At 70.6% G+C, this 21,496-nt stretch carries 17 protein-coding genes; 5 read left to right on the forward strand and 12 right to left on the reverse strand.

Annotated elements, in window-relative coordinates:
• Positions 1-156 precede the first annotated feature (156 nt).
• Together ACIQPR_RS07105 and ACIQPR_RS07110 are read left to right on the forward strand one after the other, a co-directional pair.
• Positions 157-1,044 (forward strand): shikimate dehydrogenase, encoded by an 888-nt coding sequence (locus ACIQPR_RS07105; protein WP_403643224.1) that lies wholly within the window; start codon positions 157-159, stop codon positions 1,042-1,044.
• A gap of 32 nt (positions 1,045-1,076) precedes the next feature.
• Positions 1,077-2,876 carry a bifunctional sugar phosphate isomerase/epimerase/4-hydroxyphenylpyruvate dioxygenase family protein gene (locus ACIQPR_RS07110; RefSeq protein WP_403643227.1) on the forward strand — a complete coding sequence of 600 codons (1,800 nt, stop codon included), beginning with the start codon at positions 1,077-1,079 and terminating at the stop codon, positions 2,874-2,876.
• On the opposite strand, the gene ACIQPR_RS07115 is transcribed toward ACIQPR_RS07110, so the two are convergent.
• From ACIQPR_RS07115 to tkt, 8 genes are all read right to left on the reverse strand, one after another.
• Positions 2,863-4,326, reverse strand: a complete 1,464-nt coding sequence (locus ACIQPR_RS07115; protein WP_403644733.1) for a membrane-associated oxidoreductase — start codon at positions 4,324-4,326, stop codon at positions 2,863-2,865. The two genes, ACIQPR_RS07110 and ACIQPR_RS07115, sit on opposite strands and share 14 nt — an antisense overlap.
• 98 nt (positions 4,327-4,424) lie before the next feature.
• On the reverse strand, positions 4,425-5,012 hold the full coding sequence (locus ACIQPR_RS07120; protein WP_403643230.1) for a histidine phosphatase family protein: 588 nt from the start codon (positions 5,010-5,012) through the stop codon (positions 4,425-4,427).
• Between the two features lie 7 nt (positions 5,013-5,019).
• The gene (gnd, locus tag ACIQPR_RS07125; RefSeq protein WP_403643233.1) at positions 5,020-5,895 is read right to left on the reverse strand and encodes a phosphogluconate dehydrogenase (NAD(+)-dependent, decarboxylating); all 876 of its coding nucleotides are present in this window, start codon (positions 5,893-5,895) and stop codon (positions 5,020-5,022) included.
• A 6-nt stretch (positions 5,896-5,901) separates the two neighbouring features.
• Complete coding sequence (pgi, locus tag ACIQPR_RS07130) at positions 5,902-7,548, reverse strand: glucose-6-phosphate isomerase (RefSeq protein WP_403643236.1); 1,647 nt, start codon at positions 7,546-7,548, stop codon at positions 5,902-5,904.
• Positions 7,541-8,476 carry a glucose-6-phosphate dehydrogenase assembly protein OpcA gene (gene opcA, locus ACIQPR_RS07135; protein WP_403643239.1) on the reverse strand — a complete coding sequence of 312 codons (936 nt, stop codon included), beginning with the start codon at positions 8,474-8,476 and terminating at the stop codon, positions 7,541-7,543. The genes pgi and opcA overlap by 8 nt, the downstream gene beginning before the upstream one ends.
• Positions 8,473-10,044 carry a glucose-6-phosphate dehydrogenase gene (gene zwf / locus ACIQPR_RS07140; protein ID WP_403643241.1) on the reverse strand — a complete coding sequence of 524 codons (1,572 nt, stop codon included), beginning with the start codon at positions 10,042-10,044 and terminating at the stop codon, positions 8,473-8,475. Before zwf ends, opcA begins: the two co-directional genes overlap by 4 nt.
• Entirely contained in the window at positions 10,041-11,192 is a 1,152-nt protein-coding gene (gene tal, locus ACIQPR_RS07145; RefSeq protein WP_403643244.1) for a transaldolase, read from the reverse strand. Before tal ends, zwf begins: the two co-directional genes overlap by 4 nt.
• 19 nt (positions 11,193-11,211) lie before the next feature.
• Positions 11,212-13,287: a transketolase gene (gene tkt, locus ACIQPR_RS07150; protein WP_403643246.1), complete on the reverse strand. Its 2,076-nt coding sequence runs from the start codon at positions 13,285-13,287 to the stop codon at positions 11,212-11,214.
• 146 nt (positions 13,288-13,433) lie between these two features.
• Here tkt and ACIQPR_RS07155 point away from each other — a divergent pair, with 146 nt between their 5' ends.
• Positions 13,434-14,333, forward strand: coding sequence for a helix-turn-helix domain-containing protein (locus ACIQPR_RS07155; RefSeq protein WP_403643249.1), 900 nt, complete (start codon positions 13,434-13,436; stop codon positions 14,331-14,333).
• Between the two features lie 111 nt (positions 14,334-14,444).
• On the opposite strand, the gene ACIQPR_RS07160 is transcribed toward ACIQPR_RS07155, so the two are convergent.
• From ACIQPR_RS07160 to ACIQPR_RS07175, 4 genes are all read right to left on the reverse strand, one after another.
• On the reverse strand, positions 14,445-15,842 hold the full coding sequence (locus tag ACIQPR_RS07160) for a glycoside hydrolase family 16 protein (RefSeq protein ID WP_403643252.1): 1,398 nt from the start codon (positions 15,840-15,842) through the stop codon (positions 14,445-14,447).
• A gap of 436 nt (positions 15,843-16,278) precedes the next feature.
• Positions 16,279-17,523, reverse strand: a complete 1,245-nt coding sequence (locus tag ACIQPR_RS07165) for an Ig-like domain-containing protein (protein WP_403643255.1) — start codon at positions 17,521-17,523, stop codon at positions 16,279-16,281.
• A gap of 306 nt (positions 17,524-17,829) precedes the next feature.
• Positions 17,830-18,762 (reverse strand): IclR family transcriptional regulator C-terminal domain-containing protein, encoded by a 933-nt coding sequence (locus ACIQPR_RS07170; RefSeq protein WP_403643258.1) that lies wholly within the window; start codon positions 18,760-18,762, stop codon positions 17,830-17,832.
• Positions 18,763-18,834: 72 nt separating this feature from the next.
• Positions 18,835-19,260, reverse strand: a complete 426-nt coding sequence (locus ACIQPR_RS07175; protein WP_403643260.1) for a MarR family winged helix-turn-helix transcriptional regulator — start codon at positions 19,258-19,260, stop codon at positions 18,835-18,837.
• Positions 19,261-19,498: 238 nt separating this feature from the next.
• Between ACIQPR_RS07175 and ACIQPR_RS07180 the strand changes: the two genes are divergently transcribed.
• Together ACIQPR_RS07180 and ACIQPR_RS07185 are read left to right on the forward strand one after the other, a co-directional pair.
• Positions 19,499-20,416, forward strand: coding sequence for an SDR family NAD(P)-dependent oxidoreductase (locus ACIQPR_RS07180; protein WP_403643263.1), 918 nt, complete (start codon positions 19,499-19,501; stop codon positions 20,414-20,416).
• A gap of 11 nt (positions 20,417-20,427) precedes the next feature.
• A complete protein-coding gene (locus ACIQPR_RS07185; RefSeq protein WP_403644735.1) occupies positions 20,428-21,297 on the forward strand; it encodes an amidohydrolase family protein in 870 nt (289 codons plus the stop codon).
• Positions 21,298-21,496 lie beyond the last annotated feature (199 nt).

Consider the following 21,496-nt stretch of genomic DNA (forward strand, 5'->3'; position numbering starts at 1 on the left):
GGGTTCCTTCGGGCGAGGGGCCAGTGCCGGTGATTGTAGAAGCCGGGCCCGGGCGGCGGGGCGCCTAGTTCCCCGCCGGGGGTTCCCGGGGGCCACCGATCCTGATATAGCTAACGTACTGGTTCGTACATTAAAGAGTCGCTCGGGAGGACCGCCGTGGCCGATGACGTCAAGGACTCGTATCTCATCGGGCTGATCGGTGCCGGTATCGGACCCTCTCTCAGTCCGGCCCTGCACGAGCGCGAGGCCGACCGGCAGGGGCTGCGCTGTCTGTACCGGCTCATCGACATCGACGTGCTCGGCGTCGCCCCGGAGGCGGTCGGCGAGCTGCTGCGCGCCGCCCGCGACCTGGGCTTCGACGGGCTGAACATCACCCACCCGTGCAAGCAGCTCGTCATCGAGCACCTGGACGGGCTCGCCCCGCAGGCCGAGGCGCTGGGCGCGGTCAACACCGTCGTCCTCGCGGCGGACGGCCGCGCGATCGGCCACAACACGGACGTCACCGGCTTCGCGGCCTCCTTCGCGCGCGGGCTGCCGGACGTGCCCATGGAACGCGTCGTCCAGCTGGGCGCGGGCGGGGCCGGCGCGGCCGTCGCGCACGCCACGCTCACCCTGGGCGCCGAGCGCGTCACCGTCGTCGACGCGCTGCCCGAGCGGGCCGCCGCGCTCGCCGACTCCCTCAACCGCCACTTCGGCCCCGGCCGCGCGGCCGGCGCCGCCCCCGACCGGCTGCCCGCGCTGCTCGCGGGCGCCGACGGCGTCGTCCACGCCACCCCCACCGGTATGGCCGCCCATCCCGGACTGCCCTTCCCCGCCGCCCTGTTGGACCCCTCGCTGTGGGTCGCCGAGGTGGTCTACCGCCCGCTGGAGACCCAACTCCTGCGCACCGCACGCGCGTTGGGCTGCGCCACCCTCGACGGCGGCGGGATGGCGGTCTTCCAGGCGGCCGACGCCTTCCGCCTGTTCACCGGCCGCGAGCCGGACAGCGCGCGGATGCTGGCCGACATCGCCGAGCTGGCCGGTGCGGTGACCGCGCCCAAGTAGCAGTGCCCCCAGCGGAATCGAGAGGTACCCCGATGCGTACGTCCATCGCCACCGTCTGCCTCAGCGGCTCCCTCACCGAGAAGCTCACCGCCGCCGCCCGGGCCGGCTTCGACGGGGTCGAGATCTTCGAGAACGACCTCCTCGCCAGCCCGCTCACCCCCGAGGAGATCCGCGCCCGCTGCGCCGACCTCGGCCTGAGCATCGACCTCTACCAGCCGATGCGGGACGTCGAGGCCGTCCCCGAGGCCGAGTTCGCCCGCAATCTGCGCCGCGCCCGGCACAAGTTCGAGCTGATGCGCAGGCTCGGCACCGACACCGTCCTCGTCTGCTCCAGCGTCTCCCCGCTCGCCGTCGACGACGACGCCCTCGCCGCCGCACAGCTGCGCCGACTCGCCGACCTGGCCCAGGAGTTCGGCGTCCGCGTGGCCTACGAGGCGCTGGCCTGGGGACGGCACGTCAGCACGTACGACCACGCCTGGCGCATCGTCGAGCGGGCCGACCACCCCGCGCTCGGCACCTGCCTGGACAGTTTCCACATCCTCTCCCGGGGCTCCGACCCCAAGGGCATCGCGGACATCCCCGGCGAGAAGATCTTCTTCCTCCAACTCGCCGACGCCCCGCTGCTTGCGATGGACGTCCTCCAGTGGAGCCGCCACTACCGCTGCTTCCCCGGCCAGGGCGGCTTCGACGTCGCCGGACTCCTCCGGCACGTGCTGAGCGCGGGCTACGACGGCCCGCTCTCGCTGGAGATCTTCAACGACGTGTTCCGGCAGGCGGAAGCGGGCCCCACGGCGATCGACGCCCACCGCTCGCTGCTGGTCCTCCAGGAGACGGTCGGTCTCGCACAGCCCCCCGCGCCCGTCGTCCCCACCGGCATCGCCTTCGCCGAACTCGTCACGCCCGACGCGGAACCCGTCTCGGAGCTCCTGCGCGCGTTGGGCTTCGCCCGCACGGCCCGCCACCGCGGCAAGCCGGTCGACCTGTGGCAGCAGGGCGAGGCCCGCATCCTCCTCAACACCGGCCCGGCCCTACGCCGCGACGGCACCGCCCTCGCGGCGATCGGCCTCCAGTCGCCCGACCCGGAGGGCGCCGCCCGCCGCGCCGAAGCCCTCCTCGCCCCCGTGCTGCCCCGCCGCCGCACCCCCGAGGACGCCCGACTCGACGCCGTGGCCGCACCGGACGGCACCGAACTCTTCTTCTGCGCCCGCACCGCCCCCGAACACCCGGGCTGGCGCGCCGACTTCACCGACATCCCCGGCCAACTCCCGCCCGGGACAGGCGTCCTGTGCATCGACCACCTCGCCCTCACCCAGCCCTGGCACCAGTTCGACGAGGCGGCCCTCTTCCACCGCAGTGTCCTCGGCCTGCACGCCGAGCAGAGCGTCGACGTGGCCGACCCCTACGGCCTGCTGCGCAGCCGCGCCGTCACGACCCCCGACGGCAGCGTCCGGATCGCCCTGAGCGTCGGCCCGGCCCCCACCGAGGACGGCGCCCACGCCCAGCACATCGCCCTCGCCGTCGACGACGTGGTCGCCGCCGCCCGCCGCTTCCGGGCGGCGGGCGGCCGGCCGCTGCGGATGCCCGCCAACTACTACGACGACCTCGCGGCCCGATTCGACTTCACCGAGGACGAGTTGGCGGCCTACCAGGACCTCGGCATCCTCTACGACCGGGACGCGGGCGGCGAGTTCCGGCACTGCTACACCCGCACGGTCGGCCGCGTCTTCTTCGAACTGGTCCAGCGCGACGGCGCCTACCGGGGCTACGGCGCCCAGAACGCCCCGGTGCGGCTGGCCGCCCAGCACACCGCGAAGCGCCTCACTGGCGGCTGACGGTCCTGGTCACACCGGTGACGACCGTCGTGGCCAGGATCCAGCCGGTGATGATCAGGGCATAGCCCAGGTACTGGTACCAGCCGGTCGGCGCGAACGCCTCCTCCTGGCCGAAGGAGATCACCGGCAGCAGCAGGTCCAGGGTGTAGAACACCGGGTTGAAGTGCGGGGCCTCGGACGCCTTGAGGGCGTGCGGGTGGTGCAGCCCGTAGGCGATCGACCCGATGGCCAGCAGCGACAGCAGCCAGCCGCAGGCGCGCAGCGGGCGGAAGCCGTAGCCGACGGTGGCGTCCTGGACGTAGCCCCAGATCCGGCTGTACCACTGGAGGGTGCCGCGCAGCCTGCGCTGCTTGGCGAGTTGGACCTGACGGGCCGCGTAGTCGTCACCGGTGCGGCGGTAGGCGCCCGCCAACTGCTCGTAGGCGTGCGGTACATAGCCGTCGCCGTCCTGCTCCAGCATGGCCAGGCGGCGCTCGGCGGGCTCGTGCGGGATGAGCGAGGCGTACACGAGGCTGGTGAGATACACCTGGCCCGGCACCACCCGCGGCTCCAGCAGCAGCACGTCGATCTGGGCGCTGCGCAGGACGACCCCGCCCACGACCGGCGGGCTCTCCCGCAGCCAGAGTTCCCCGATGGTGGCGCTGCTCGCCAGCAGCACGGAGCTGCCGGGGTTCGACAGGGTGCTGTAGGACAGGTCGAGGCGGCCCGCGATCCGGGCGCCGCGCAGGCCGACCCAGCCCTCCGCCCGGGCGTGCCGGAGCAGGACGTTGCCCGCCACGACCAGCACCTCGGCGTCGATGGCGGAGTTCCCGGGGTGGTGCAGGTGCGCGGTGTTGAGGTTGACCGACCCGGCGACGCTCGCGCCGCTGAGCCGGATCTGCCCCTGCGTGCGCAGTCCGGCGGCCCGGAGGTCGTCGCCGACCGAGGCCTGGTTGAGCTGGAGGACCGGCTCCTCGGCGTCCGGGGCGAAGACCTCCGCGCCCTCCATGAACAGACTCCCGGCGACCTTGACCTCCGCGAGCCGCACCACGCCCCGGAACCGGGCCCGGGTCAGCCGCAGTACGCCGTCCACGCGCATCGCGTGCGCGGTCAGTCCGGGCAGGAAGGAGTCGCCGAGATTGAGTTCGCGCAGCCGGGCCGCGTAGCAGCGGGGCACTTCCTCGAAGTGGCAGTAGCGAAGCCGCACCGGGTGGTCGATCGTCGCGTACTGGAGGTCGAGCCGTCCGGTGATCCGGGCGCCCGCCAGACTCAGCGACGCTATCTCCCCCGCTTCCTGGGGCCCGTTGAGCAGCAGCGCCCGCAACACCGAGGCGCGCACGGTCCGTTCGGGACCCCAGTCGCCGCCGAGGCCGATGTCCTCGTCCTGCGCGGTGCGGAAGTCCACGGACTCGCCCAACGGGAAGGCCCGCCACACCTGTTCCTCGGCCGGTGTCAGATCGTTGATCTCCATCAAGGGGCGACTCTAGTCCGGCGGCCGTCGTCGGCACAGGGGACGAGAGCGGCCCGGACCGCGTGTCAACGCGCGGTCCGGGCCGGGGAGTTGTGCCGTCAGGGCCGGGTGTTCCACTCCGCGACGACCGGCCGGTCGTGCTCGGTGGAGAGGCGGCTGACGGTGCCGGTCGCCAGCTGGAACAGCCGGCCGTCCGCCGCCGGCAGGCCCAGCCTGCGCGCGGTGAGGACGCGCAGGAAGTGGGCGTGCGCCACCAGCACCACATCGCCGTCGCCGAGCGCGGAGTCCACCCGCTTCAGCACCCGGTCGGCCCGCTCGGAGATCTCGTCGGGCGACTCGCCGGGGTGTCCGGCGGGGCCCGGCGGTACTCCGTCGCTCCACAGGTACCAGTCGGGGCGGGTGCGGTGGATGTCGACGGTGGTGACACCCTCGTAGCCGCCGTAGTCCCACTCGTGCAGGTCGGGCTCGGGTACGGCCCCGGTGACGCCCGCGAGTTCGGCGGTGCGTATCGCGCGGTCCAGCGGGCTGGTCAGGGCGAGTGCGAAGGCCCGGCCGGCGAGGAGCGGGGCGAGGGACCTGGCCTCCTCCTCGCCGTGCCGGGTCAGCGGCAGGTCGGTCCAGCTGGTGTGCCGGCCCGACACGCTCCACTCCGTCTCGCCGTGGCGGACCAGCAGAAGATCCCCCACGGCGCGCCTACTTGGTCTCGACGGCGTGGCCGCCGAACTGGTTGCGCAGGGCCGCGATCATCTTCATCTGCGGTGAGTCGTCCTGGCGGGAGGCGAAGCGGGCGAAGAGGGAGGCGGTGATGGCGGGCAGGGGTACGGCGTTGTCGATGGCGGCCTCCACCGTCCAGCGGCCCTCGCCGGAGTCCTCCGCGTAGCCCTTGAGCTTGTCGAGGTGCTCGTCGTCGTCCAGGGCGTTGACGGCGAGGTCGAGGAGCCAGGAGCGGATGACGGTGCCTTCCTGCCAGGAGCGGAAGACCTCGCGGACGTCGGTGACGGAGTGGACCTTCTCCAGGAGTTCCCAGCCCTCGGCGTAGGCCTGCATCATGGCGTACTCGATGCCGTTGTGGACCATCTTGGAGAAGTGTCCGGCGCCGACCTTCCCGGCGTGGACGAAGCCGAACTCGCCCTCGGGCTTGAGGGCGTCGAAGACGGGCTGGACCTTGGCGATGTTCTCGGCGTCGCCGCCGACCATGAGGGCGTAGCCGTTCTTCAGGCCCCACACCCCGCCGGATACGCCCGCGTCGACGAAGCCGATGCCCTTGGCACCCAGCTCCTCGGCGTGCTTCTCGTCGTCCGTCCACCGCGAGTTGCCGCCGTCGACCACCGTGTCACCGGGCTGGAGCAGTCCGCCCAGCTCGTCGATGACCGACTGCGTGGGGGCGCCCGCCGGAACCATCACCCAGACCGTGCGCGGGGCTTCCAGCTTGTCGACCAGTTCGGCCAGGTCGCTCACGTCGGAGATCTCGGGGTTGCGGTCGTAGCCGATGACGGTGTGGCCGGCGAGGCGGATGCGCTCGCGCATGTTGCCGCCCATCTTGCCGAGGCCGATGAGTCCGAGCTGCATGTCAGTTCACTTCTTCCGGAGAGTGCGGTAGGTGGCCACGAGGGCGGCGGTGGAGGAGTCGAGGCCGGGTACGTCGGTGCCTTCGGTGAGGGCGGGTTCGACGCGTTTGGCGAGGACCTTGCCCAGTTCGACGCCCCACTGGTCGAAGGAGTCGATGTTCCAGACCGCGCCCTGGACGAACACCTTGTGCTCGTAGAGCGCGATCAGCTGGCCGAGCACCGAGGGGGTCAGCTCGCGGGCCAGGATCGTGGTCGTGGGGTGGTTGCCCTTGAACGTCTTGTGCGGGACCAGCTCCTCCGCCACACCCTCCGCGCGCACCTCGTCGGGCGTCTTGCCGAACGCCAACGCCTGGGTCTGCGCGAAGAAGTTGGCCATCAGCAGGTCGTGCTGCGCCTTCAGCCCGTCACTCAACTCCGCCACCGGGTCGACGAAGCCGATGAAGTCCGCCGGGATCAACTTCGTGCCCTGGTGGATGAGTTGGTAGTAGGCGTGCTGCCCGTTCGTCCCGGGCGTGCCCCACACCACCGGGCCGGTCTGCCACTCCACCGGATTCCCGTCCCGGTCCACGGACTTGCCGTTGGACTCCATGTCCAGTTGCTGCAAGTAGGCGGTGAACTTGGAGAGATAGTGCGAGTACGGCAGCACCGCGTGCGACTGGGCGTCGAAGAAGTTGCCGTACCAGACGCCCAACAGGCCGAGGAGCAGCGGTGCGTTGGACTCGGCGGGCGCGGTGCGGAAGTGCTCGTCGACGAGGTGGAAACCGTCGAGCATCTCCCGGAAGCGGTCCGGACCGATGGCGATCATCAGGGAGAGCCCGATCGCCGAGTCGAACGAGTAACGTCCGCCGACCCAGTCCCAGAACTCGAACATGTTGTCCGTGTCGATGCCGAAGTCCGACACCTTCCCGGCGTTCGTCGACAGCGCCACGAAGTGCTTCGCCACGGCCTTGTCGTCGCCCCCGAGCCCCTCAAGGAGCCACGTCCGGGCGGACGTTGCGTTGGTGATCGTCTCGATCGTGGTGAACGTCTTGGAGGCGATGATGAACAGCGTCTCGGCGGGGTCGAGGTCATGGGTCGCCTCGTGCAGGTCCGCGCCGTCCACGTTGGAGACGAAGCGGACCGTCAACGAGCGGTCGGTGAAGGCGCGCAGGGCCTCGTAGGCCATGGCGGGGCCGAGGTCGGAGCCGCCGATGCCGATGTTGACGATGTTCTTGATACGGCGGCCGGTGTGGCCGGTCCACTCGCCGGAGCGGATCCGGTCGGCGAAGCCGGCCATCTTGTCGAGGACGGCGTGGACCTGGGGCACCACGTTCTCGCCGTCGACCTCGATCACCGCGTCGCGCGGGGCGCGCAGCGCGGTGTGCAGGACCGCGCGGTCCTCGGTGACGTTGATCTTCTCACCGCGGAACATCGCGTCCCGGAGGCCGAACACGCCGGTGACGGTGGCGAGTTCCTGGAGGAGGGCGAGGGTCTCGTCCGTGATCAGGTGCTTGGAGTAGTCGATGCGCAGCTCGCCGACGGTGACCACGTACCGCTGCGCGCGCTCCGGGTCCGCCGCGAACAACTCGCGCAACTGCGGGTGCGGTTGAGCCGCGCGGTGGTCCTCCAGGGCGGCCCACTCGGGCCGCCGCACCAGCTTGGGGGAGTCAGACATGAGAGGGGGTCTCCTTGGTGCCCTCGGCCCGCAGGGCGATGGCGTACATCTCGTCGGCGTCGAGGCGCCGCAGCTCCTCGGCGATGAGTTCGGAGGTCGTGCGGACCTTCAGCGCGAGGGTGCGGGAGGGCTGTCCGGGCAGGGACAGCGTCGCGAGGGGGCCCTCGGGACGGTCGATGACGATGTCTCCCGCCCCGGTGCCCAGCCGCACGGCCGTGATGACCGGCCCGTCGGTGACCACGCGGTCGATCTTCACGTGGAGGCGGGCCTCCAGCCAGCGGGCCAGCAGCTCGGCGGCCGGGTTGTCCGCCTCGCTCTCCACGGCACCCGAGGTGATCTTCGACTTGGCCTGGTCGAGGGCCGCCGCCAGCATCGAACGCCACGGGGTGAGCCGCGTCCAGGCGAGGTCGGTGTCGCCGGGCGCGTAGGAACGGGCCCGGGCGTCCAGCGCCACCAGCGGGTCCGCCGCCGCGTACAGGTCGGTGATCCGGCGCTGCGCGAGGGCGCCCAGCGGGTCCTTCGCCGGGATCTCGGGCGCCTCCACCGGCCACCACACGACGACCGGCGCGTCCGGCAGCAGCAGCGGCAGCACCACGGAGTCGGCGTGGTCGGACACCTCGCCGTAGGTCCGCAGCACGACCGTCTCGCCGGTGCCCGCGTCGGCGCCCACCCGGACCTCGGCGTCGAGGTGCGAGTTGGTGCGGTCGCGCGGGGTGCGCGCGTGCCGCTTGATGACGACCAAGGTGCGCGAGGGGTGCTCGTGCGAGGCCTCCTCGGCCGCCTTGATCGAGTCGTAGGCGTTCTCCTCGTCCGTGACGATGACCATCGTCAGGACCATGCCCACGGCAGGGGTGCCGATGTCGCGGCGACCCTGCACCAACGCCTTGTTGATCTTGCTTGCCGTGGTGTCGCTCAGGTCGATCTTCATGGCCTGCGCCAGCTCCGTCCGTCTCGTGCGAGCATCTCGTCCGCCTCCTCGGGGCCCCAACTGCCCGAGGAGTACTGCGCGGGCCTGCCGTCTCGTGCCCAGTACTCCTCGATCGGGTCGAGGATCTTCCAGGACTCTTCCACTTCCTGGTGACGCGGGAACAGGTTGGCGTCGCCGAGCAGTACGTCCAGGATGAGCCGCTCGTACGCCTCCGGGCTCGACTCCGTGAACGACTCGCCGTAGGCGAAGTCCATGGACACGTCCCGGATCTCCATCGAGGTGCCCGGCACCTTCGAGCCGAAGCGGACCGTCATGCCCTCGTCGGGCTGGACGCGGATGACGATCGCGTTCTGGCCCAGCTCCTCGGTGGCGCTGGAGTCGAAGGGGGAGTGCGGGGCGCGTTTGAAGACGACCGCGATCTCCGTGACCCGCCGCCCGAGGCGCTTGCCGGTGCGCAGATAGAAGGGGACGCCCGCCCAGCGGCGGTTGTCGACCTCCAGCTTGACGGCCGCGTAGGTGTCGGTCTTCGACTGCGGGTCGATGCCGTCCTCCTGGAGGTAGCCGACGACCTTCTCGCCGCCCTGCCAGCCCTCCGCGTACTGCCCGAACACCGTGTGCTCGCCCAGCTCCCGGGGCAGCCGCACCGACTTGAGCACCTTGAGCTTCTCGGTGAGCAGCGCCTCCTCGTCGAAGGCGATCGGCTCCTCCATGGCGGTCAGCGCCATCAGCTGGAGCAGGTGGTTCTGGATGACGTCACGGGCCGAGCCGATGCCGTCGTAGTAGCCGGCCCGGCCGCCGATGCCGATGTCCTCGGCCATCGTGATCTGGATGTGGTCGACGTAGGACCGGTTCCAGATCGGCTCGTACATCTGGTTGGCGAAGCGCAGCGCCAGGATGTTCTGGACGGTCTCCTTGCCGAGGTAGTGGTCGATGCGGAACACCTGGTCCGGGTCGAACACCTCGTGCACGATCTTGTTCAGCTCGCGCGCGCTCTTCAGGTCGCGCCCGAACGGCTTCTCGATGACCGCCCGCCGCCAGGCCCCCTCCGGGGCGTCCGCGAGCCCGTGCTTCTTCAGCTGCTGGACGACCTTCGGGAAGAACTTCGGCGGTACGGAGAGATAGAACGCGTAGTTGCCGCTCGTCCCGCGCGAGGTGTCCAACTCGTCGACGGCCGCGCGCAGTTGCTTGAACGCGGTGTCGTCGTCGAAGTCGCCCGGGATGAACCGCATGCCCTCGGCGAGCTGCTGCCACACCTCCTCGCGGAACTCGGTCCGCGCGTGCTCGCGCACCGAGTCGTGCACCACCTGCGCGAAGTCCTGGTCCTCCCAGTCCCGGCGGGCGAACCCGACCAGGGAGAAGCCCGGCGGCAGCATGCCCCGGTTGGCCAGGTCGTAGACGGCCGGCATCAGCTTCTTGCGGGACAGGTCACCGGTGACCCCGAAGATCACCAGGCCGGACGGGCCCGCGATGCGCGGCAGCCGCCGGTCCCGGGCGTCGCGCAGCGGGTTGTCCCAGCCGGTGGCCGCCTCGTCCGTCAACTGCTCGACGGTCAGAGCCTGTTCACTCATTCCCCGTCGACCTCCTTCTCCTTGCCGCTCAGCGACTTCGCGACGGCGCCCAGCAGGTCCTGCCAGGCCACCTCGAACTTGGCGACGCCCTCGTCCTCCAACCGCGCGACGACGGTGTCGTAGGAGATCCCCAGACGTTCTACGGCGTCCAGGTCGGCGCGCGCCTGCGCGTAGCCGCCGGTCACCGTGTCGCCGTGGATGTCACCGTGGTCGGCGGTCGCGTTCAGAGTGGCCTCCGGCATGGTGTTGACCGTGCCGGGCGCGACCAGCTCGTCGACGTAGAGGGTGTCCTTGTAGGACGGGTCCTTCACACCGGTCGAGGCCCACAGGGGACGCTGCTTGTTGGCCTTCGCGCCCGCGAGGGCGTTCCAGCGGTCCCCGGCGAAGACCTCCTCGTAGGCCTGGTAGGCGAGCCGCGCGTTGGCGAGCGCCGCCCGGCCCTTGAGGACGAGGGCCTCCTGCGTGCCGATCGCCGTCAGCCGCTTGTCGATCTCGGAGTCGACGCGGGAGACGAAGAAGGAGGCGACGGAGTGAATGCTCCCCAGGTCCAGGCCGGCGGCCCGCGCCTTCTCCAGGCCGGCCAGGTAGGCGGCCATGACCTCGCGGTAGCGCTCCAGGGAGAAGATCAGCGTGACGTTGACGCTGATGCCCGCGCCGACGACCTCCGTGATGGCCGGGAGACCGGCCTTCGTCGCCGGGATCTTGATCATCACGTTGGGGCGGTCCACCAGCCAGGCCAGCTGCCTGGCCTCGGCGATCGTCGCCGCGGTGCGGTGGGCCAGGCGCGGGTCGACCTCGATGGAGACCCGGCCGTCCCGGCCGCCGGTCGCCTCGTACACCGGGCGCAGGACGTCGGCGGCGGCGCGGACGTCGGCCGTGGTCATCATCCGGACGGCCTCCTCGACCGTCACCCCGCGGACGGCGAGGTCGGCGAGCTGCTCCTCGTAGCCCGCTCCGGAGCCGATCGCGGCCTGGAAGATGGACGGGTTGGTGGTGACGCCGACGACGTTCCTGGTGTCGATGAGCTCGGCGAGGTTGCCGGACTCGATGCGCCCGCGCGAGAGGTCGTCCAGCCAGATGGAGACGCCCTCGTCGGACAGGCGCTTGAGTGCTCCCGCGGTGGCGGTCACTTCGGTCACTGTGATCATCTTCTTTCTGGCGATCGGATCAACCGCGCGCGGCGGCAAGGGATTCCCGGGCCGCAGCGGCGACGTTCTCGGCCGTGAAACCGAACTCGGCGAACAGGGTCGTGGCATCGGCGGAGGCGCCGAAGTGTTCGAGGGAGACGATGCGTCCTGCGTCACCCACGAACCGGTACCACGTGAGACCGATCCCGGCCTCGACCGCAACGCGGGCCTTCACGGACGGCGGAAGGACGCTGTCGCGGTACTCGCGCGGCTGCTCCTCGAACCACTCCACGGACGGCATCGACACCACCCGGGTGCCCACGCCCTCCGCCTCCAGCCGCTCGCGCGCCCCGACGGCGAGGTGGACCTCGGAGCCGGTCGCGATCAGCACGACGTCGGGAGTCTCGGTGGAGGAGTCCTTCAGGACGTAACCGCCGCGCGCCGCATCGGAGTTGGGCGCGTACGTCGGCACACCCTGGCGGGTCAGCGCGAGTCCGTGCGGGGCGGGCTTCGTGGCGTGCCGCCGGAGGATCTCGGCCCAGGCGACCGCCGTCTCGTTGGCGTCGGCGGGGCGGACGATGTTCAGCCCCGGGATCGCGCGCAGCGAGGCGAGGTGCTCGACCGGCTGGTGGGTGGGGCCGTCCTCGCCGAGGCCGATGGAGTCGTGCGTCCACACGTACGTCACCGGGAGCTGCATCAGCGCGGAGAGGCGCACGGCGTTGCGCATGTAGTCGGAGAACACCAGGAAGGTGCCGCCGTAGACGCGCGTGTTGCCGTGCAGGGCGATGCCGTTCATCTCGGCCGCCATGGAGTGCTCGCGGATGCCGAAGTGGATCGTACGGCCGTACGGGTTCGCCTCCGGGAGCGGATTGCCCTCCGGGAGGAAGGACGAGGTCTTGTCGATGGTGGTGTTGTTCGAACCGGCCAGGTCGGCGGAGCCGCCCCACAGCTCGGGCAGGACCGTTCCAAGTGCCTGGAGGACCTTGCCGGAGGCGGCCCGGGTGGCGACGGAGGAACCCTCCTCGAAGACCGGCAGGGACCGCTCCCAGCCCTCGGGGAGCCGGCCGCCGACGATCCGGTCGAAGAGCTCCGCCCGCTCGGGCCGGGCACCGCGCCACTTGTCGAGCTGCTTGTCCCACCCTGCGTGCGCCTCGGCACCCCGGTCCAGGGCCCGGCGGCTGTGCGCGAGGACCTCGTCCGCGACCTCGAAGGACCGCTCCGGGTCGAAGCCGAGGACGCGCTTGGTGGCCGCGATCTCCTCGGCGCCGAGCGCGGAGCCGTGGGCGGCCTCGGTGTTCTGGGCGTTGGGGGCGGGCCAGGCGATGATCGTGCGCATGGCGATGATGGAGGGGCGCGTGGTCTCGGCCTGCGCCGTCCTGAGCGCCGTGTACAGCGCGTGCGGGTCGATGTCGCCGTCGGCGGCGGGCTCGATGCGCTGGGTGTGCCAGCCGTAGGCCTCGTACCGCTTCAGCACGTCCTCGGAGAAGGCGGTCGCGGTGTCGCCCTCGATGGAGATGTGGTTGTCGTCGTAGACGAAGACCAGGTTGCCGAGCTTCTGGTGGCCGGCCAGGGAGGAGGCCTCGGCGGAGATGCCCTCCTCCAGGTCGCCGTCGGAGACGATCGCCCAGATGGTGTGGTCGAAGGGCGACTCGCCCTCGGGGGCGTCCGGGTCGAACAGGCCGCGCTCGTAGCGGGCCGCCATCGCCATGCCCACGGCGTTGGCGACACCCTGGCCCAGCGGTCCGGTCGTGGTCTCCACACCGGCCGTGTGCCCGTACTCGGGATGGCCAGGCGTCTTCGACCCGTGCGTCCGGAACGCCTTCAGGTCCTCCAGCTCCAGCTCGTAGCCCGCCAGGTACAGCTGCGTGTACAGCGTCAGCGAGGTGTGGCCGGGGGAGAGGACGAAGCGGTCACGACCGGTCCACTCGGGATCCGCGGGGTCGTGACGCATCACCTTCTGAAAGATCGTGTACGCGGCGGGGGCCAGGCTCATCGCGGTGCCCGGGTGTCCGTTGCCCACCTTCTGCACCGCGTCGGCGGCCAGAACACGTGCGGTGTCCACGGCTCGACGGTCGAGATCGGTCCACTCGAAGTCATCAGGTGTGTGCGCGTTCATCTTCAAGAAGTCCTCGGTTGGAGCGGCAGAACTGCTCGGACACCTTCAAATCTAAAAGTCTGACTTTTATGAGGGAAGGTGCCGGTGTGCCAGCCTGTGGTGAAAGTGGGACACCGGAACGCGTACTGAGGCGGCACGAGAAGGACATGGCGGACAGAACCATCCAAGGCGTCGGCGGTGACGACGACATGATCAGAACGTTTCCCTTCCCTGTCGATCTGAGCGTCTGCGGGGTCGGCATGCAGGTCGGCCCGATGGGCACCGGACGCACCTGGCACGCCGACGCACCCCTCAACCGGGTCCACCGCATCGACTTCCATGTGGTGATGCTCTTCGACGAGGGCCCGGTCCGCCACATGATCGACTTCGCCGAGTACGAGGCGGCGGCCGGCGACGTCCTGTGGATCCGCCCCGGCCAGGTCCACCGCTTCTCCCACCCCGACGCCTACCGCGGCACGGCCCTGACCATGCAGCCCGGCTTCCTGCCCCGCGCCACGGTCGAGGCGACCGGCCTCTACCGCTACGACCTGCCGCCCCACCTGCACCCCGACCCGCCCCGCCTCGCCGCCCTCCGCTCCTCCCTGGCCCAACTGCGCCGCGAGTACGAGGACTCGACGACCCTCCCCCTCAGCCTCCACACCTCGGTCCTACGGCACTCCCTGACCGCGTTCCTGCTCCGGCTCGCGCATCTCGCGGCCAGCTCGGCGGAGGCGGCCCGGCGACAGGCCGACACGACGTTCACGCTCTTCCGCGACGCGGTGGAGAAGGGCTTCGCCACCAACCACAGCGTCAGCGCCTACGCCGACGCCCTCGGCTACTCCCGCCGCACCCTGGTCCGCGCCGTCCGCGCGGCCACCGGCGAGACCCCCAAGGGTTTCATCGACAAGCGGGTCGTCCTGGAGGCCAAGCGGCTGCTGGCCCACACCGATCTGCCGATCGGCCGGGTGGGGGCGGCCGTCGGCTTCCCCGACGCGGCGAACTTCTCCAAGTTCTTCCAGCAGCACACGGATGTGACGCCGGCGGGATTCCGCGCGGAGCTGCGCTGAGGACGGGACGGGGCGGGGCGGGGGGAACGCGGGGCAGGGGGAGACGTGGGCACGGCGAGAAGGGGCTCCACGCGCACGCGTGAAACCCCTTCTCCCCGTGGGCGATCGGGATCAGTGACCGAAGTCGAACCAGTTCACGTTCACGAAGTCCGCCGACTGGCCGCTGCTGAACGTCAGATACACGTCGTGCGTGCCCGTCACCGAACTGATGTTGGCCGGGACCGTCTGCCAGGTCTGCCAACCTCCCGTACTCGCGATGGAGAAGCTGCCGATCGGGGTCGCCGTCGGACTGTCCAGGCGCACCTGGACCAGACCGCTCACCCCGCTCGCCGCCCCGCTGGCCACCCGGGCGTAGAACTGGGTGGCCGCCGTCGAACCGAAGTTGACACCCTTGTAGAGGGCCCAGTCGCCGTTGGCGATGTAACCGATGTCCTGTCCGCCGCCGGTGTCCGTGGTCGTCTCGGCCGTCACACCGGACTGGCTGTCGTACGACTCGGCCTGGATGGCGCTGTACGCGTCCCGGCTGCCGGTCGGCGGGGTCGTGGTACCGCTCCCACTTGACTGGAGCACCTGGACGTAGTCCACCGTCATCGGGTGGTTCGGGTCGGTGGCGCTGGTCGGGCCGCCGCCGTACGCCGCCGGGAAGCCGCCGCCCATCGCCACGTTCAGGATGATGAAGAAACCGTGGTTGGTGGCGTTGGCCCAGGTGGTCGCGTCGACCTGACTGGCGTTGACGGTATGGAAGTTGACGCCGTCGAGGTAGAAGCGGATCTGCTCGGGGCTCGTCGAGCGGTCCCACTCCATGGCGTAGGTGTGGAAGCCGGCCTGGCATGTGGTGCCGGTACACGCGGTGTTGCCGCCGATGCCGGTCGTCTCGTTGCAGGGGCCGCCCGGGTTGGTGCCGCAATGCATCGTCGCCCAGTCGGTGTTGAGGCCCTGGACGTTCTCCATGATGTCCAACTCGCCCACGCTGGGCCAGTTCTGGTAGTTGCCCCGGAAGGGCGCGCCCAGCATCCAGAACGCGGGCCAGTAGCCGAGCGCCGACGAACCGGTGACGTTCGGCAGCTGGATGCGGGCCTCCACCCGCAGCTTCCCGCCGGCCGGCGGCTGGAAGTCGGTGCGGTTGGTCTCGATCCGGCCCGAGGTCCAGTTGCCGGAGGCGTCCCGGCGCGGGGTGATCAGCAGGTTGCCGTTGCCGTCGAGCGCCACGTTGTTGGTGGACGAGGTCATCGACTCGACCTCGCCCGTGCCCCAGTTCGCGGCGCCGCCCGGATACGAAGTGCCGGTGTCGTACTGCCAGTTGGTGGTGGAGACGCCGGAGCCCGCGGCGCCGTTGAAGTCGTCGAGGAAGACCTGCGTCCAGCCGGTGGGGGGCGTGGGCGCGGAGGCGTCCGCGGGCAGGGTGAAGGCGGTGGCGGTGGCGATCGCGAGGCCGAGGGTGCTGAGGGCGGCGATCAGCACACGCCGGAGGGGACGGGGTCTGCGCTGCGTGCCGGAGGTTTCACTCATGGGTGCCTCTCGGGTACGGAGTGGGGGTGCGGGTGCCGCGCCCACTGTCTGAGAGCGCTCTCACGCAGTGGGTGCGCGGTCAATGTGCTCGCCGCAACTCCGGTCGTCAAGAGGTGAAGCCGGGAAAGTCCTTTCGCTGTGCGGGAGTTCAGGTGATGAAGGCGATGAATGCGGGTGAAAGAGGCGGATTCCGTGGGGCTCCCCGGCGGGCGGGGCGCCGGGGGAGCGGTGGGCGGGCAGGGCTTGGGGCATGTGGTTCGACCACGCGGGTGGTTCGAACGCGGGGCGCGGGCGCGGGTGGGGGTGCGGGTGGGGACGAGGGCGGGGGCGGCGGTGGTGGTGGGGGCGGTGGGGGCGGAAGCGATGCCGGCGGTGCGTATGACGGTGTCGGTGCTGGTCATCTGGGTCGCGCTGACCGTTCGTCCGCCCCGCGGCCTCAGACCGCGCTGCCCGCCTTCCAGTCCGCCCAGGACAGGTTCCACCCGTTGAGGCCGTTGTCGGCCGCGACCGTCTTCTCGCCCGAGTTCTTCACGACGACGACATCGCCGAGCATCGAGCTGTCGTAGAACTTGTAGCCCGCCACGGAACTGTCGCTCGCGCCCTTGGCGTCGTGCAGGCCCACGCAGCCGTGGCTGGTGTTCTCGTGGCCGAACACCGAGGTGGACGCCCAGTAGTTGCCGTGCACGAAGGTGCCGGACGTGGTCAGGCGCTGGGCGTGCGGGACGTCGGAGATGTCGTACTCGTCGCCGAGCCCGACCGTCGAGGACTCCATGCGGGTCTGCTTGAACCGCTCGCTGATCACCATGATCCCGGACCAGGTGGTGTGCTGGGCGTTGCCGCCGCTGACCGGATAGGTGGCGAGGGTCGTGCCGTTCCGCTTGACCACCATCTCCTTGGTGGACAGGTCGACCGTGCTGATCTGCTCGCGCCCGATGTGGAAGGTGACGTCCTTGGACTGGATACCGTAGACACCGTCCTGCCCCTCGACGTCCTTCAGCCGCAGGCTGAGCGTGATCTTCGTGCCCGCCGCCCAGTAGGTCTCGGGGCGGAAGTCGAGGCGGGTGTCGCTGAACCAGTGGCCGACCACCTCGACGGCGGGCTCGGCGGTGACCGTGATCGCCTTCTGGACGGCGGCGCGGTCCTTGACGGCGTGCGTGAAGTTGATGGACACGGGCATGCCGACGCCGGAGGTGGAGTTCGCCTCGGGGGTGAAGTAGCCGACGAAGGTCTCGCCGGGCGACTTGGTGGTGAAGGTCGCGCTCTTCACGGCGGCGCCCCGCGCCTGCGCGGCGACCGTGTACTTCGTGCCCGAGTACGGGTTCTTCGTGGACGTCCACTTCGTCTTCGCGTCGTTGAAGGTCCCGGCGAGCGTGGAGCCGTCGTTGCCGGTCACCTTGACCGTGGCGAACGTGCCGTCGGCCACCGTCACCGTCACCGGGGTCGAGAAGTCGGCCTTCTTCGTGCCGTCGGCGGGGGAGACCGTGACGGTCGGTGTCTTCGCGGACTTCACCGAGGCCTTCGCCGACGCGCCGCCGGACGCGGCGCTCTCCGTGGCGCCCGCCGAGCCGCTGCAACCGGTCAGCACGGCCGCCGGTACCACCCCGAGCACGGTGAGGACCCCGCGCCGGGACCACCTCTCCGACGGCTTCTCGGACCGGTTGGATATGTGCGACACGCCCACGGCAGGCCTTCCTCCAGGTGTCGCGCACACCACTGGCCGTACGCGACGAGATCACCAGTGCCGTTGCATCCTGCGTCACTTCCATGGGTTGAATCTTTGAATCCCAGGGCCCTCACCTGAGATTCCTGTGAAGAGCGCCTGAAAGAAGGCCTGAAATAAGGCCCCAGTGAAGGCCCCAGTGAAGGCCCCGGTGAAGGTCTCAGCGAAGGCCTCAAAGGTCGCCTGAAAAATCGCCTGAACACATCGCGTGGAAGAAGGCTGAAAGACCGCGCCGCCACACGGAGGGCAGTTCACCGGCCGGCTGTCTCACCGCTCCGGACGCCACCCGAGCGCCCGCGAGATCCCGCGTGCCGCGAGCCGGACCGCCGGGATCAACGCCGCTACCTGGGCGTCCACTTGGGGTACGACGACCGACACGGCCGCCACCACCGCACCGCCCGGCCCGCGCACCGGAGCGGCCACCGACAGCGCGTCGTCCGTGACCTGACGGTCGCTCACCGCCACACCGGCGCGCCGCACTTCGGCCAGTACCCGCCGCAGCCGTACCGGATCGGTGATCGTGTACGGCGTGAAGGACGCCAACTCGCCCGCGCAGTAGGCCTCTTGGCGGTCCGGCTCGTCGTGGGCCAGCAGGGCGAGGCCCACTCCGGTGGCGTGCAGCGGCCAGCGGGCGCCCACCCGGATGTGCACGCCGACCGCCGAACGGCCCGAGAGCCACTCGGTGTAGACGACCTCAGTGCCGTCCCGCACCGCCAACTGCACGTTCTCGTGCGTCGATTCGTAGAGGTCCTCCAGGTAGGGCAGGGCCAGCTGACGCAGGGCGAGACCGCGGGGCGCCAGCGCCGCGATCTCCCACAGCCGCAGTCCCACGTGGTAGACGCCGGAGGTGTCCCGCTCCAGCGCGCCCCACTCGGCGAGGGCGCCCGCGAGCCGGTGCGCGGTGGTCAGGGTGAGCCCGGCCCGGCGGGCGATGTCGGACAGCGACAGGGCCGTGTGCTCGTGGTCGAAGGCGGCGAGCACGGCGAGCAGCCGGTCCGGGGCGGAACGCGCGGGGAGCGTGGTGCGCACGGGTCGTGCGGGGTGCGCGGCACGTACGGGGTGCGCGGTGCGCGCGGACCGGGCGGTCGGCTCGGAAGGTGAGGTCGGTTTGGAAGGGGAGATCGGCTCGGAAGGCGCAGGCGTCTCCGGGCTCACGGGCGTCTCCGGGCTGACGGGCGTCGCCGACCGGGTCGTGGTCATCGCCGTACCTCCTCGTCCGTCCTTGTTCCGCCTTGTTCCGCCTTGTTCAGCCTTGTTCGTCTCGTCCCGTTGTCAGGCGAGCCCGTCCTCGGCGACCTGTTGCAGCAGCGTGTGCAGGGTCTCCCGCTGGGTCGCGTCCAGCGGGCCGAGCAGTTCGTTCGTCACGCGCAGTCCGGCCTCGTCCGTGTCGCGCAGAAAGCCGCGGCCGTCGCTCGTGAGGACCACGATGCGGCTTCGCCGGTCGTCGGGGGAAGGGCGGCGCTCGGCGAAGCCCAGTTTCTCCAGGTCGTCGACCAGGCCGACGATCGCACTCGGGTCGTAGCCCAGCCGCGTGCTCAGCTCGCGCTGGAGGGCGCCCTCGGAGGTGGCCAGGAAGCGCAGCAGCGCGTAGTGGCGCAGCCGCAGGCCCGACTCCTGGAGGAACGTGTTGAAGAGCTGGCCGGAGCGCAGGCCCAGCCGGTACAGGAGGTAGCCGGTGTCCGCGTGCAGCCCGCGCATCCACGGCTCGTGCGCGTCGATCGGGGGGTTCGCGGCGTGCTGCTGGCGGGCGATGGCGGGCTCCCTGGGTCGAGGCCCCGGGCGGGGCGTGCGGTGGTTCGGGGCCAGTGTGACGCACCTGGTCCGTCGGCAACAACTATTGACGTCAACAATTATTGCTCTTAGCTTCGATCTCGCAGCCGCCCCCGGTGCGCCGGTAGCCGCATCGGGGCGCATCGTCTTGTGAAGGGACTCGCTCGTGCCCAGCATCGATCTGACCGGCAAGGTCGCCGTCGTCACCGGCAGCGGCCGGGGCCTCGGCCTCGCCTACGCGCACGCCCTGGCCGACCGCGGCGCGTCCGTGGTCGTCAACGACATCGACGAGGCGGTGGCCGAGCAGGCCGTGAAGTCGATCACCGAGGCGGGCGGCACCGCCGTCGCCGAAGTGGTCCCGGTCGGCACGACCGAGGCCGCCGAACGGCTGGTCGGCCGTGCCGTCGAGGAGTTCGGCCGCCTGGACGTCCTGGTCACCAACGCGGGCATCCTGCGCGACAAGGTGCTGTGGAAGATGACCGACGACGACTTCGACGCGGTGATCACCACCCACCTCAAGGGCACCTTCACCTGCGCCCGCGCCGCCGCCGTACGGATGCGCGAACAGGGCGAGGGCGGCAGCCTGATCCTGGTCGGCTCGCCGGCCGGCCAGCGCGGCAACTTCGGCCAGACGAACTACTCCGCCGCCAAGGCCGGCATCGCCGCCTTCGCCCGCACCTGGTCGATGGAGCTCGGCCGCGCGGGCATCACCGTCAACGCGATCGTGCCGGTCGCCGCGACCGCCATGACCGAGACGATCCCCGCGTTCGCCCCCTATGTCGAGGCCCTGCGCGACGGAGAGCCGCTGCCCGACTTCCTCCGCAAGGGCGAGGGCTTCGGCACCCCCGAGGACTGCGCCGCCCTCGTCCCCTTCCTCGCCTCCGAGGCCGCGCGCGGTATCACCGGCCAGGCCATCGGCATCGGCGGCGACAAGGTGGCACTCTGGTCCCACCCGCAGGAGATCAGCACGGCCTACGCCGACGGCGGCTGGACCCCCGAGACCCTGGCCGTCGCCTTCCCCACCTCGGTCGGCGCCGAACTCCAGTCGGTCGGCATTCCCGCACCGAAGCTGCCGGAGGCGTGATGACATCCCCCATGGACATCGGCGACCTCGTCGCGATCGACGTCCACACCCACGCGGAGGTGTCCTCCAAGGGCCACTCCTCCCTGGACGACGACCTCCACGACGCCTCCTCGGCCTACTTCAAGGTCGAGGGCAAGCGGAAGCCGACCCTTGAGGAGACCGCCGCCTACTACCGCGAGCGGAAGATGGCCGCCGTGATCTTCACGGTCGACGCCGAGTCCGCGACCGGCACCGAGCCCGTCCCGAACGAGGAGGTCGCCGAGGCCGCCGCCGCCAACGCCGACGTCCTCATCCCCTTCGCGTCCATCGACCCGTTCCGGGGCCGAGCGGGCGTGAAGCGGGCCCGGCGGCTGGTCGAGGAGTACGGCGTCAAGGGCTTCAAGTTCCACCCCAGCATCCAGGGCTTCTTCCCGAACGACCGGGCCGTCGCCTACGACCTGTACGAGGTCATCGAGGAGACCGGCACCATCGCCCTCTTCCACACCGGCCAGACGGGCATCGGCGCGGGGGTGCCGGGCGGCGGCGGCATCCGCCTGAAGTACTCCAACCCGCTGCACGTGGACGACGTCGCCGCCGACTTCCCGCACCTCAAGATCATTCTGGCGCATCCGTCCTTCCCCTGGCAGGACGAGGCCCTCGCCGTCGCCACCCACAAGCCGGGCGTCCACATCGACCTGTCCGGCTGGTCGCCGAAGTACTTCCCGCCGCAGCTGGTGCAGTACGCCAACACCCTGCTCAAGGACAAGGTCCTCTTCGGCTCCGACTACCCCGTCCTCACCCCGGACCGCTGGCTCGCCGACTTCGAGAAGCTGCCCATCAAGGACGAGGTCAGGCCGAAGATCCTCAAGGACAACGCCGCCCGCCTGCTCGGGCTGACGTAAGGGGCGCCGGATGCGCAACGAGGGACTGGGCTCCTGGCCCGCACGCCGGGCCCGCAAGACCCCACACCGCACGGCTTTGATCCACGGTGGACTGTCGACGGTCGGCGGAGGATCGTTGGTGGTCGGGAGTGGTTCGTCGACAGTCGACGGTGGACCGTCCGCGGTCGGTGGTGGATCATCGGCGGTCGACGGTGGACCG

This window comes from Streptomyces sp. NPDC091280 (genome assembly GCF_044768565.1).
GTDB lineage: Bacteria > Actinomycetota > Actinomycetes > Streptomycetales > Streptomycetaceae > Streptomyces.